This window comes from Aeromonas sp. FDAARGOS 1403, assembly GCF_019047325.1.
Classification (GTDB): Bacteria; Pseudomonadota; Gammaproteobacteria; order Enterobacterales; family Aeromonadaceae; genus Aeromonas; species Aeromonas dhakensis.
Genome location: NZ_CP077249.1, coordinates 684,525 through 697,878, shown reverse-complemented (window position 1 = coordinate 697,878; position 13,354 = coordinate 684,525). Strand labels below are relative to the sequence as shown.

13 protein-coding genes are annotated in these 13,354 nt (G+C 43.2%); 11 read left to right on the top strand and 2 right to left on the bottom strand.

The genetic code is table 11. From position 1 onward, the window contains the following. Positions 1-2 precede the first annotated feature (2 nt). Genes I6L33_RS03415 through I6L33_RS03365 form a run of 11 tightly spaced genes read left to right on the top strand, consistent with a single transcriptional unit; the run spans position 3 to position 10,624 of the window. A complete protein-coding gene (locus I6L33_RS03415) occupies positions 3-995 on the top strand; it encodes a class I SAM-dependent methyltransferase (RefSeq protein WP_216973543.1) in 993 nt (330 codons plus the stop codon). A gap of 49 nt (positions 996-1,044) precedes the next feature. Next, positions 1,045-2,103, top strand: a complete 1,059-nt coding sequence (locus tag I6L33_RS03410) for a glycosyltransferase family 2 protein (protein WP_216973542.1) — start codon at positions 1,045-1,047, stop codon at positions 2,101-2,103. Continuing rightward, positions 2,096-3,220, top strand: a complete 1,125-nt coding sequence (gmd, locus tag I6L33_RS03405) for a GDP-mannose 4,6-dehydratase (RefSeq protein WP_081050770.1) — start codon at positions 2,096-2,098, stop codon at positions 3,218-3,220. Before I6L33_RS03410 ends, gmd begins: the two co-directional genes overlap by 8 nt. 4 nt (positions 3,221-3,224) lie before the next feature. After that, positions 3,225-4,178 carry a GDP-L-fucose synthase gene (locus I6L33_RS03400; protein ID WP_081050769.1) on the top strand — a complete coding sequence of 318 codons (954 nt, stop codon included), beginning with the start codon at positions 3,225-3,227 and terminating at the stop codon, positions 4,176-4,178. 26 nt (positions 4,179-4,204) lie between these two features. Further along, a complete protein-coding gene (locus I6L33_RS03395) occupies positions 4,205-4,816 on the top strand; it encodes a hypothetical protein (protein WP_144439509.1) in 612 nt (203 codons plus the stop codon). 6 nt (positions 4,817-4,822) lie between these two features. After that, the gene (locus I6L33_RS03390) at positions 4,823-5,464 is read left to right on the top strand and encodes a methyltransferase domain-containing protein (protein WP_010635751.1); all 642 of its coding nucleotides are present in this window, start codon (positions 4,823-4,825) and stop codon (positions 5,462-5,464) included. A gap of 29 nt (positions 5,465-5,493) precedes the next feature. Continuing rightward, positions 5,494-6,750, top strand: coding sequence for a hypothetical protein (locus tag I6L33_RS03385; RefSeq protein WP_216973541.1), 1,257 nt, complete (start codon positions 5,494-5,496; stop codon positions 6,748-6,750). Between the two features lie 22 nt (positions 6,751-6,772). Next, positions 6,773-7,690, top strand: coding sequence for an NADH dehydrogenase (locus I6L33_RS03380; RefSeq protein ID WP_081050768.1), 918 nt, complete (start codon positions 6,773-6,775; stop codon positions 7,688-7,690). A 10-nt stretch (positions 7,691-7,700) separates the two neighbouring features. After that, complete coding sequence (locus tag I6L33_RS03375) at positions 7,701-8,786, top strand: DegT/DnrJ/EryC1/StrS aminotransferase family protein (protein WP_017764869.1); 1,086 nt, start codon at positions 7,701-7,703, stop codon at positions 8,784-8,786. Further along, on the top strand, positions 8,783-9,460 hold the full coding sequence (locus tag I6L33_RS03370) for an acetyltransferase (RefSeq protein ID WP_010635756.1): 678 nt from the start codon (positions 8,783-8,785) through the stop codon (positions 9,458-9,460). Before I6L33_RS03375 ends, I6L33_RS03370 begins: the two co-directional genes overlap by 4 nt. A 12-nt stretch (positions 9,461-9,472) precedes the next feature. Then, complete coding sequence (locus tag I6L33_RS03365; protein ID WP_211048794.1) at positions 9,473-10,624, top strand: glycosyltransferase family 1 protein; 1,152 nt, start codon at positions 9,473-9,475, stop codon at positions 10,622-10,624. A 498-nt stretch (positions 10,625-11,122) separates the two neighbouring features. Here I6L33_RS03365 and pseC read toward each other — a convergent pair whose 3' ends face one another. Further along, positions 11,123-12,256, bottom strand: coding sequence for a UDP-4-amino-4,6-dideoxy-N-acetyl-beta-L-altrosamine transaminase (gene pseC, locus I6L33_RS03360; protein WP_211048791.1), 1,134 nt, complete (start codon positions 12,254-12,256; stop codon positions 11,123-11,125). Beyond that, positions 12,253-13,257, bottom strand: a complete 1,005-nt coding sequence (gene pseB / locus I6L33_RS03355; RefSeq protein ID WP_017779517.1) for a UDP-N-acetylglucosamine 4,6-dehydratase (inverting) — start codon at positions 13,255-13,257, stop codon at positions 12,253-12,255. The genes pseC and pseB overlap by 4 nt, the downstream gene beginning before the upstream one ends. Between the last annotated feature and the right edge of the window lie 97 nt (positions 13,258-13,354).

The following is a 13,354-nucleotide window of genomic DNA, read 5'->3' as shown; positions in this document are numbered from 1 at the left end:
TCATGAATCTCATACTGTTTCCCTTCGATCGCGTCATAAAGGGAGCAAACATTGCTATCTATGGTGCTGGAGAAATTGGTGAATATTTCCTTCGCCAGTTGGCTGCAGTTCCTTTTTGTCATGTATCTTGGCTGGTCGATAGAAAATTTAAGTCCTTGGGAAAACAGCAACAACTCATTTTTCTACCACCGGATTTGATGAATTGGCAACAACCTGAGCAAATTATTATTGCTTCTCAATTATTTGAAGAGGAGATAACAGAGTATCTTGTTAGTGAGGGCGTTGATCCTACGAGAATTGTAGGTATCAGAGCTGAGCAGAAAATTGATGTGCTAGACCTGATTCAAACCAGACTGAGTGCTACCCCGGCAGATGATGAATGGGATGCCTACTATAAATTGGCAGAGAATTCAGCACAAGCCCAATATAATAGATTCATTCAACCTGTATTGAGCCGGCTGGAAGGTGTGTTGGATTATAGCAATGTCCTTGATTTTGCCTGTGGTAAGGGACGTATTGCAGAGATAGTGCATACACGTTGTCAGTATCTGCAATTGGTTGATGCCAGCTTTGACGCAATAGAGTTCTGCCGCCAGCGCTTTGCTAAATATTCAAATATCAGTATGCAATGTAATGGTACAGATCAGTTACCTCAGCAAACCAGCTCTCTAAGTCTGATATATTCTTGGGATGCGATGGTTCATTTTTCCTATAAAAGCTTGGATTTCTATCTCGGCGAGTTCAATCGTGTACTGAAAGATCAGGGGTATGTTGTAATGCATCACTCTAATCTTGGTGCATTGGTGGATAATATGAGAGTATTCGACCAATGGAATCTGAATCCGGCCGGACGTAGCAGGATCTCAAAAGATGATGTTGCTTTCATTGCCCAGCACCATGATTTCGAGGTGGTGGAGCAAACACTCATCGATTGGGAGTGCAAGGATATGGATTGTATCAGTGTATTGAGAAAAACGGCAGGTGTTCATGGCTGACCTCTGGTTTTAGAATGCACTTTATACTGGTCTAATGGATGAAAATTGAATGAAAGTTTCTATCATTACAGCAACATATAATAGTGCTGCAACTATCGAAAGATGCTTATCTAGTGTGGCTAAACAAACAGCCATTTCCCAGATAGAGCATATTATTATCGATGGCCGTTCTTCAGATCAAACACTTACCCTAGTGTCTACATTTCCACATATAGCGAAAGTAGTGTCAGAAGCAGATAACGGTGTTTATGATGCTTTCAACAAAGGATTAGCTGCTGCAACGGGTGAAATTATTTATTATCTTAGCTCAGATGATCATCTCTGTGACTCAGATGTTATTTATGATATTTTGGCCGAATTTGTAAAAGACGATTCTCTAGATTATTTGGCTGCTAGAGTTATTATAAAGGATCCTGCGACCAATGCTGAGTGGATTTTGCATGGAAATGAATTGCGTAATGGTGAACAGGAATTTAGCCATCCTCATCATCAAGGCTTTTTCATGAAGCGAGCCCTGCTGCAGGAATATGGTGGTTTTCCCCGGTCTTTTAATATTGCTGCTGATTCCTATATTATGTTGAAGACCATTCTTTTTAAGCGTGGGGATTTTTCTGACAGAACAGTGGCCCATTTCTATCTTGGTGGGCTGAGCAGTAATATTGAAAACTATAACCTAATCAATCGGGAAACCAGGATTATTTACGAACTTCTTGATTTGGAAAGGGTAAACCAACAAGACGTAGCTTTGGCATTAGCAAATAAAAATATGACGTTATTGAAGCGGCTTTTTCATAGTTATTTGGAGAAGGAGCAAGATGTTTCAGTACTGAAAGGAAGACGTATTGGTATCTTTGGTACCGGTATTATGGCTAACATAATATACATGCTGCTTGAAAAATCGGGTATTGTGACAGACTTCTTTATTACCTCTCTGGGGAGTGACAGTACCTTTAATGGTAGACAAGTCTGGTCTTTACATGATTTCCCCTCCAATGTGGATATTTTATTTAACTCCGTAGAGGGAGAGCATGGTGATGAAATAGTTTTGAAGTTACAACACAAGGCTCCTGTAGCACAGATCATCAAGTGGCATGAAATCTATGAATAAGAAAGTCGCACTTATCACTGGTGTAACCGGGCAGGATGGCTCCTATTTGGCCGAGTTTCTGTTAGAAAAAGGGTATCAGGTACATGGGATCAAGCGTCGAGCGTCATCGTTCAATACTCAACGTATAGACCATATCTACCAAGACCCTCATATTGAACATCAAAATTTTGTACTGCATTATGGTGATCTGACGGACTCCTCTAACTTGACCCGTATTATTCAAGAGGTTCAACCAGATGAGGTATATAATTTGGGGGCTCAATCTCACGTAGCCGTCAGCTTTGAGTCTCCTGAATATACGGCCGATGTGGATGCTATGGGCACACTGCGCCTGCTAGAGGCTATCCGGTTGTTGGGATTGGAGAAAAAAACCCGGTTTTATCAAGCTTCGACGTCAGAGTTGTTTGGCCTGGTCCAAGAGATACCGCAAAGAGAAACCACCCCCTTCTATCCACGCTCTCCTTATGCCGTTGCCAAACTTTATGCATACTGGATCACGGTGAACTATCGTGAGGCTTATGGTTTATATGCATGCAACGGTATTCTTTTCAATCATGAATCTCCCCGTAGGGGAGAAACTTTTGTTACTCGAAAGATTACCAGAGGTTTGGCCAATATTGCCCAAGGTTTGGATAGTTGTCTCTACATGGGGAATATTGATTCTCTACGGGATTGGGGTCATGCAAAGGATTATGTACAACTACAATGGCTCATGTTACAGCAAGAAGAACCTGAAGACTTTGTGATAGCGACTGGCGAGCAGTATTCTGTGCGTCAGTTCATTCTTTGGGCAGCAGAAGATGTAGGTATGCAATTACGTTTCGAAGGCAAGGGGGTTGAAGAAGTTGCAGTGGTGGTATCAACCAAGGGAGAGCTGGCTCCGGCAGTTCGTCCTGGTGATGTGGTCCTTCGTATTGATCCCCGGTATTTCCGTCCTGCAGAAGTTGATTCTTTGTTAGGTGATGCGAGTAAAGCACGAGAAAAACTGGGTTGGAAACCCAGTTTTACAGTCAGAGAAATGTGTGCCGAAATGGTTGCTGCTGATGTGAAAGTAGCGCAGTGCCATGCCTTGTTGAAAAAACACGGATTTGAGATTGGTGAGTCCATGGGGGACTGAATATATGGCTAAGAAGAGAGTCTTTGTTGCTGGACATCTCGGCATGGTAGGACAAGCCTTGTGTCGGCAACTTACGATGCTGGATTCAGTTGAACTGGTGACCGCTACTCGAGGTGAGCTAGATCTGACAGATCAACAAGCGGTAAAACGGTTTTTGATGCGTCAACAAATAGATGAAATATATGTGGCGGCTGCCAAGGTTGGAGGAATTTATGCAAACGAAAGTTTCCCAGCCGAATTCATCTACCAAAACTTGATGATTGAAGCTAATTTAATTCACAGTGCACATCTTGTTGATGTACAGAAAATGTTATTTCTGGGATCTAGTTGCATTTATCCAAAGTTGACCCCACAACCCATTTCGGAAGAGGCACTTCTTACCGGCCCATTGGAGCCGACCAATGAACCTTATGCTATTGCCAAAATTGCCGGTATTAAACTGTGTGAAAGTTACAATAGGCAATATGGAAGAGATTATCGCTGTGCCATGCCGACCAATCTCTATGGCCCATATGATAATTTTCACCCTCAGTACAGTCATGTTATCCCTGCTTTAATAGGAAAGTTCTATCGAGCCATTGAACAAGGCGATAAGTTTGTAGAGATCTGGGGTAGTGGCAACGCCCGTCGTGAATTCATGCATGTCGATGACTTGGCGGCAGCATGCTTACATATTATGTCTATATCTAAACAAAACTTACAGTCACTGACTGATCCTAGATGTTCTCATATTAATATTGGGACAGGAATTGATTGTTCGATTCGTGAACTGGCAGGATATTTGAGAACGGTCAGTGGCTTTAATGGTGACTTGAACTTCAATGAACATAAATCAGAGGGCACACCAATTAAGCGACTAGATGTTAGACGGTTGAATGAACTCGGATGGCAAGCAAAAATATGTTTAGCTTCGGGACTCAAAGATGTATGGCGTTGGTACCAAGATAACCATAAATAAATTCAACAACAACCGGAGAGATTTATATGCTGAGAGTCCTGCCATGGGTTACTGATGGAGCAATAGATTTTCTTGATACTTTTATTTCAGAAAGAAGGAAAATGGGTTTTCCAACTAAAGTGTTTGAATTTGGTTCGGGAAACTCGACTCTCTATTTTCTGAGTAAAGGTTGTTTTGTTACTTCTGTAGAACACGATACCAATTGGGCAAAAAAAATCATCGATACAGCATATGCATTTGATTATCAAGACCGTTTGAAAATGATTGAGTCAGAAAGACCATATGATGATTCTTATGAAGATGAAGATATAAGCATCACCGTGATTGATGGCAGAGATCGGGTTATGTGCTTTGAAAGAGTATTGAGTAAAATAAAAAACAAAAAGCAAATCATTGTCTTAGACAATACCGAAAGGATGGACTATAAATATAGTGAATATATATATTTAATAAAAAGATATGGCTTGAATACCATTCATTTTGAACAACATCAACTAGAACATGAAGGAAGAAGATTTACAACCCGCTCATATGCTAGAGATAGGGTATATCATCGCCATATTACTACTATTTGTTTCCTAGAAGGGATGTATACAACGGATGGTAAAGCTCTCTTACGTGATTCATCATGGGATTAAATATAAATGAATATAATCGATTATATAAATCCATTTTATATTTTTGGTCGAATCAAAAGATATATTAGGATTGCCCTGTTACGTAGGACTGCAAATCTTCTCTGGAAGAGGCTCAGTATCAATAGCGTAATAAAGCTTGAATTGGGATCTGGAACAAGAAAAGGATGTGATGGTTGGACAACAGTCGATCTTTATGGTGCCGACATCAACTACGATTTAAGAAGAGGAATTCCATTGGGTCAGAGCTCGGTGGATATGATATATACATCTCATATGTTAGAGCATTTTAATTATAATGACTTGATAATATTTATAAAAGAATGTTACCGAGTATTAAAGCCAAGCGGTAAGTTGCTTGTGTGTGTGCCTAATTCTAGATGTTATATTGAGGCATATATCGATGGCCATTACTTTCGAGATCCAAATGATTTTTATCAGCCTGCTCGTATTGATACCGGCTCGTTAATTGACCAAGTGAATTATGTGGCTTATATGTCTGATCAGCATAAATACATGTTTGATGAGGAGAACCTTGTCAATACGCTGAAAAAAGTGGAGTTTTCATCTGTATTGCTGAGATCATTTGATGGTTCAATTGATATTAAAGATAGAGAGTATGGTTCTATATATGCAGTGGCTGTTAAGTAACCTATTTCTAATCCAGAGTGGAGTCAGCTATGGTGGGACAAGATACACAATACAATAGCTGTGCTCCTGTTGTTCTTTTTGCTTACAATAGGCCAGAACATACAGCCAAAACACTTGCATTTTTACAGCAGTGTAATTTGTCTGAAAAGACACCGCTAGTAGTTTATTTGGATGGTATCAAGAATATTGATGATCATGGTAAACAAGCGCTAATTTTGGAGAATTTACACAACATTAGTCATTTAAAATGTTTTTATTCATTGGTTATTAAACAACGAGAATATAATTTAGGGCTGACAGAGAATATTATATCTGGTATTGGTGAAGTTATGGCTGAATATGGTAGAGCCATAATATTAGAGGATGACGTTTTAGTTGCTCCATCATTTCTTGAATATATGAATGATGCACTCGATTTTTATAAAAATGAGCCTATGGTTTGGCATATTAGTGGTTGGAATTTTCCTGTTGAAGTCGGGGGGTTACCATCTACTTTTTTGTGGCGAACCGCCCTTGGGTGGGGGTGGGCTACATGGGCTGATCGCTGGAATTACTATGAGCGCGATCCGCAAGCTTTAATTGATGAATTTGATGAAGTTGGCATTCAGAACTTTAATATATATGGCAGTTATAACTTTTGGGATCAAGTTATAAGTAACGCCACTGGTAAAATTAGCACGTGGGCGGTCTTTTGGTATGCAACTATTTTTAAAAATGGTGGTTTGTGCTTAAACCCGATTAGAGCTATGACCACAAACATTGGATTCGATGGTTCTGGAACACATTATGCCAGTATTGAACATTCATTACCACATGACAGATCCTCTTCTTACCATAAAGATGGCTTTCCTATAGATTTATCTGAAAACCGTAAGGTGGTTAATTCTATTATTAGATTCAATAATGGTCTTAATAATGAAAAAAAGTCAAACCAAAATAAAACGAATGTTGACCTGAAGAGATTGACTCGGGTTTCTTTGTCACATCACTCTCATTTTTCCTATCTTTCAGAAAAAAAGGTTGCCATATTTGGAACTGCAGATCTTTCCTTGCTAATCTTCCAGCTGCTAAGGCTTAGGGGAATATCTGTCTGTGCATTTTTAGTCTCTAGCCCAGGTCAATGTGAATGTATTGAAGGCGTGCCTGTTGGCCAATCTGACCAGTGGCAGGATTTTAATCCTGATATTGTTATAAATTGTATTGAGGGAAATCATGAAAGCGTAATTACAAGTATGTTATCTGACGCTTTACCTAGCTGTACTATCATGAGTTGGCGTTCATTATAAGTTATTGTATGAGAGGATAGTAATGAATAAAAAGCAGAGCATAAGTAATGATACTGATATTCACACTAAACTTGCCAACTTAAATAGAAAGTTTGAAATTGACGGTGCCCTAAATAAAGTTCTGTTAGGGAAGCTGCTAGCTAAACTAAATTATAACACCGTGTCATCCTTACAAGATGCTGAGTTTAGAGTGTTTTCACAATTTGGTGATGATGGGATTATTCAACATCTTGTAAATATACTTGGTATAAAAGAAACAATTTTTATTGAGTTTGGTGTGGAAAACTATAATGAGGCGAACACTCGATTCCTATTAGAAAATAATAACTGGCGAGGGTTGGTTATCGATGCAGATCCTAGCAATATAGAATATATTAAAAAAACACAAAATTATTGGCGGCATGATCTGACCGCTCTCTGTGGCTTTGTTACTGCCGAAAACATAAATGATACAATTGCTGATGCTGGCTTTGCCGGAGATATTGGGCTACTACACATAGATGTAGATGGAAATGACTATTGGATTTGGAAAGCCATTAATGTAGTGAGGCCTGCTATTGTCATAGTTGAGTATAATAGCCTTTTCGGTTCGAAAAGAAGTATCACGATACCATATGAACCACAATTCATCCGTCATGTTAAACATCATAGTGGCCTCTATGCAGGGGCATCTTTAAACGCTCTATGCTACTTAGCAAAAGAAAAGGGATACAAATTTATTGGGTGTAATAGTGCGGGCAATAACGCATATTTTGTTCTTAATGGACTGGCGGGTGCTTTGGCTGAACTAAGTTGTGAGCAAGGTTATATTCTTGCCAAATTCAGAGAGCATCGTGACGAACAGGGGGGGCTGACTTTTACCCCAGGGGTTAGTGCTATTGAAAAAATACGTGGCATGCCGGTTTTTAATACTCTGACAAAACAGCTTGAGGACTTTTAGTGTGTACTCAATGATTCCTGTCTACCAGCCTGATCTGTCAGGTAATGAAAAAAAGTATGTGATCGAGTGTATCGACTCCTCTTGGATTTCCTCGAAGGGAGAGTTTATTCAAAAGTTTGAACAAGAGTTTGCCAGTTTTACTGGCATGGCATATGCGGCCTCCGTTTCCAACGGCACTGTAGCTTTGCATCTAGCCCTTTTAGCATTGGACATTGGACCTGGTGATGAGGTTATTGTTCCTACCTTCACTTATATTGCATCTGTCAATGCTATCAATTATGTTGGAGCAAAACCTGTTTTTGTTGATATAGAACCATTGGGCTGGCAGTTAGATTGTGATCTTGTTGAAGAGCTAATTACAGAGAAGACCAAGGCAATTATTTCTGTTCATATATATGGACAGCCAACAGATATGATCAGGCTACAGAGCATTGCAAAAAAGCATAAGCTATTTCTCATTGAAGATGGCGCGGAGGCTTTTGGTAGCCGCATTGACGGTCATCATATAGGTCATTTATCTGATATTACCACCTATAGTTTCTTTGGAAATAAAACAGTGACAACTGGAGAGGGTGGCATGGTCACCACCAACAGTGCTGAATTGGACAGGAAAATTCGCCACTTAAAGGGGCAGGGTTTGATGGAAGGAAAAGAATACTGGCATGATATTGTCGGCTATAATTATCGTATGACTAACATATGTGCGGCTATTGGGCTGGCTCAATTGGAAAAGGCCACCGCTTTCATTAATCGAAAGCGAGAGATTGCTGACTTTTATATTGCTCATCTTCAAGGATTGCCACTTCAATTTCAGAAAGAGCGGCCGGGCAGTTGTCATTCTTGGTGGATGTTTTCTATTTTAACAGATACTAGAGAAGTAAGAGATACATTGCGTCATTACTTAAGTGATGCCGGAATAGAGACAAGACCATTATTCCCCCCCATTCACTTCATGCCAATGTATTATCAGGATGGGCATTCTTTTCCGATCAGTGAGGATATTTCAGAACGCGGTATGAACTTGCCAAGTTGGCCTAGCATGACAGATGAGATGTTGTATTATATAGTTGAAAAAATCACTGGTTTTTATAAATGAATATTAACTCTGCATATAAAGCTAACAATCTTTATGTTTTTGGTGCTGGTAGTTTTGCTCGTTGTATTTTACCGCTGATAAGAAAGTTCTGTATTCAGCAGAGTTTAGAATTTTGTTTTGTAGTAAAAGATATAAATGGAGATTGTTTTCCTTATGGTAAAATAGTCTCTGACTCATATTTTGAAAACACTATAAAACCAGGTTTTCTTTTTACTATTGCGATCGCAGATGTCGTATTGAGGCGTAAAATTGCCGAACGATGTATCCGTCTTGGTGGAGTACCGATTAACCTGATCGCAGACGAGCATTTATGTTATGATAATGTAATAGTTGGCATTGGTGCCATTTTGTGTGCCCATAGTATGGCAACAACCGATATTGTCATTGGTCGATTTTTTCATTGTAACATTTACTCCTATATTGAACATGACTGTATTATTGGAGATTTTGTTACTTTTTCACCTAGAGTCAGCTGCAATGGTCGTGTGCACATATCTGATGATGTATTCGTAGGATCCGGCGCTATCATTCGCAATGGCAGCCTCCATCGCCCACTCACTATAGGGCGTGGAGCCATAATAGGTATGGGAGCCGTCGTCACCAAAGATGTACCACCCGAATGCACTGTTGTTGGTAACCCAGCAAGAGTAGTCACTAAGTCATCTGTCTTCTAAGTGGAAATATACATGAGAAAGTTAAAAGTAGCCTTATTACCCCAGCACTTCTGTTGGTCGGGAGGGTTGGAGTTTATTCGTCATATACTCAATGGTCTCACAGCAGTAGTTCCTCTCTACGAATGGCAAGTCGTAATCGCGTTGGACGAAGAGTTAGTAAAGGATGATATATATCTTCAATTACAGGACTATCTTGCCAATGCTACGATTGTTCCTGAACAGATATTTTATTCTTCTCTCCATGACGATCTAGCTAGTACATTGGAACATAACAATGTTGATATTGTTCTCCCAGTTAACAGTGACTTGGGGGCTAAATTTCCTATTCCTTGGTTAGCTTATATTCCTGATTTCCAACACAAGTATCTTCACTATTATTTTACGGAGCATGAGTGCTTCGCTAGAGAAACGGCATTTTCTGCTCGCTTACGTGACTGCAAAGCCGTTGTTGTAAACTCAAAGTCAGTCAAGTCTGATATTGTTAAGTTTTATCCTTGGATTAACGCTGCACGTATTAAAGTGCTACCTTTTACTCCCCATCCAATACCAGATTGGTTAGCTGTGGATTCGCTAGAGATAAAGAAAAAGTATGGCCTGCCACAAAAATATTTTCTTATCTGCAATCAGTTTTGGATTCATAAAGATCATCCAACAGCATTTCATGCTTTCGCGCGGCTAGCGAGTAAGGATGTACATCTAGTTTGCACCGGTACATTATCTGATTATCGGCATCCTGGCTATGTTGAGGAGCAAAAAGCGCTGCTTGACACACTTGGTATTTCTGATCAAGTTCACTTTCTTGGGCACCTTCCAAAATTTGATCAAATAGGATTGTTGAAAGGTTCGATTGCGCTAGTACAGCCCACCCTATTTGAAGGTGGGCCTGGTGGTGGAGCAACTTATGATGCGGTCTCCCTTGGTATCCCTGTTTTGCTTTCAGATATTGAAGTAAATCAGGAAATCATGACACCAGGGGTATATCATTTTCATCAGCAGAATGCAGAAGACTTGACCCAGCATATGCAAAAGGTATTAGTCCAGGAGAGGAAGATGCCTGTAGCAGATGTGCTACTTTCTGAAGGTTTGATCCGTCAACAACAACTAGGGAAAGCATTGTATGATGCTATCAGTTATACCCTTAGTTGTTATGAACGCTCCAAATAAGGCTTGTCACTGGCTATTCCAGCTATTCATCGTTTCTATTGCAATATAGAGTGTTTTCAACTAGCGTCTTTGCTTCCTGCTGACTTTTGGCCTCTGCATAACAACGAAGTTCTGGAGCATTAGTAGAGGCCTGCAGGTGTATGATCCTGTGATCAGGGAACTGTATTCTTATGCCGTCAGTCAGGTCTATATCAACGCGTATGTCTGCAGCGAACCCTAGCGTTTCCAATAGCCAAAACCGGTCACTGATGGCCCTTTGCATAAAGGCTGTCGGATTAACCTTGATCCTGTCGCTATGAATAAAGCGGCTTGGTAGCGTGGCTAAGATGGCTGCAAGGCCTGTTCCCTTACTAGGATCAATACAACCAATGCTGGCAGTAGGGCATCACGAGTGGGTAGGGCTGCAAGATGCCGCCTTTCATGAGCAATGCTACTACCTAGCATGACCCCCCTTATTTGCTTCAAATTTGGCTACTTTACTTGTTCTTGTCTGCATCGTTATGCGTCTGTAGCTATCAATGTGAATACCTGATGCTGTTCTGCGATTGCTAAATGTGGAAAAAGTGGGAGGGTGATGGCCCCGGAATAGTAAACCTCTGCCATCGGTAGGGCTGACTGGTGGCCTTCTTGGTGCCAAGGTTGCTTGTAGATGGGCATATAGTGCACGTTGGCCCCAATGCCCTGATCGCGTAGTCGCTGGAACAGGTTACCGCGCTGTTCGGGGGCTACATGGTGTACATACAGGTGGAATGCGCTGCGCCGCTCTTCGCCGAAATAACGGGGCAGACGTTCAGGGGCCAATGCTTCAAAGTAACGATGGGCAATCTCGCCTCGCTTGGCGATCCAGCTTTCCAGATTGGCCATTTGACTCAACCCCAATGCAGCCTGGATATCGGTCATCCGGTAGTTGAAGCCCAGCATCTGTTGTTCGTAGTACCAGGGGCCGTCCGGCTCATTGATGAAGTCGGCCGGATCTCGGGTTATGCCGTGGCTGCGCAACATGCTCATGGTTTTGGCAATTGCAGGGTCGTTGGTCATTGCCATGCCGCCTTCGCCGGTGGTGATGATCTTCACCGGGTGGAAGCTGAAGACGGTGATGTCGCTGTAGCGGCCGTTACCGGTGGGTTCACCCTGATAGCGGGCGCCGAGGGCGTGGCAGGCATCCTCGATGATCCGAAAACCGTACTCCTGTCCCAGGCGATGGATCTCCTGCATGTCGCAGGGCAGGCCCGCGAAGTGTACCGGGATGACCACCTTGGGCAGACATCCTTGAGCCTTGGCGGCTACCAGCTTGCGCTCCAGCTCGATGGCGCACATGTTGCCGGTATCGGGCTCGATGTCGACGAAGTCGACCTGGGCTCCGCAATAGAGAGCGCAGTTGGCCGATGCGACAAAGCTGATGGGGGAGGTCCAGACCCAGTCACCCGGGCCGACACCCAGAGCCAGACAGGCGATATGCAGGGCGGCCGTACCTGAGTTGACCGCCACCCCGAAGCGGGCTCCGCAGTAATCCGCCACTGCCTGCTCGAAGCGGGGCACCACAGGCCCCTGGGTCAGAAAATCTGACCTCAATACTTCGACCACGGCTTCGATATCCGCTTCGCTGATCGACTGTCTGCCGTACGGGATCATTCCATTACCACCTTGCTGTTCAACTCTTTCAGCTGTTCAACCGTCAGGAAATCAGCGTTGTCACGGGAGTTGTACTCGAACCCCTGGGCCACCATGGTTCCCTTTTCACCTGAGGCGGTGACGGAGAAGTCATTGTTGCGATTGTTGAAGTTGATGGTCGGTCCGATGATGAAGAAGTCGTCGAACTCGAAGGTGTGGTAGGAGTCGTCACACGGGCACATCACTTCATGCAGTTTTTCACCCGGGCGGATGCCGATGATCTCCTGCTCCAGCTGAGGGGCCATGGCGGTAGCCAGGTCGGTGATCCGCACCGAAGGCAGCTTGGGCACGAAAATCTCACCCCCCTTCATGCGCGGGAAGTTGTTCATCACGAAGTCGACCCCCTGCTGCAGGGTGATCCAGAAACGGGTCATCTCGACATGGGTGATGGGCAGGGTGGTGGCGCCCTGATCGATCCGTTTCTGGAAGAAGGGCACGACCGAGCCGCGCGACCCCACCACGTTGCCGTAGCGCACCACCGCGAAACGGGTTGGATCTTGACCGGCGATGTTGTTGGCGGCGACGAACAGCTTGTCGGAGGCCAGTTTGGTGGCGCCGTACAGGTTGATGGGGTTGGCGGCCTTGTCGGTGGAGAGGGCGATCACCTTCTTGACCTGATTGAGCAGGGCGGCCTGGATGACGTTCTCGGCCCCGTGGATATTGGTCTTGATGCACTCCATGGGGTTGTATTCGGCGGCCGGCACCTGTTTGAGCGCCGCTGCATGCACCACATAGTCGACCCCGCGCATCGCCATGGTGAGCCGGTTGGCATCCCGCACGTCACCGATGAAATAGCGCATGCAGGGGGCGTTGAAGACCTGTTGCATCTCGAACTGTTTCAGCTCGTCGCGGGAGTAGATGATCAGCCGCTTCGGCTTGTAGCGTTCCAGCACTGTCTTGACCAGCATCTTGCCAAACGAGCCAGTGCCGCCGGTAATCAATAGGGTTTTATTGTCGAACATGACGGATTCTCGCTAGTGATGCCAAGTGACAAGCAATTTATGTGCCTTGGGCCAGTTTAGCCGAAAAGGGGCGGAAGCGGCCTTGTATGATGCCAGT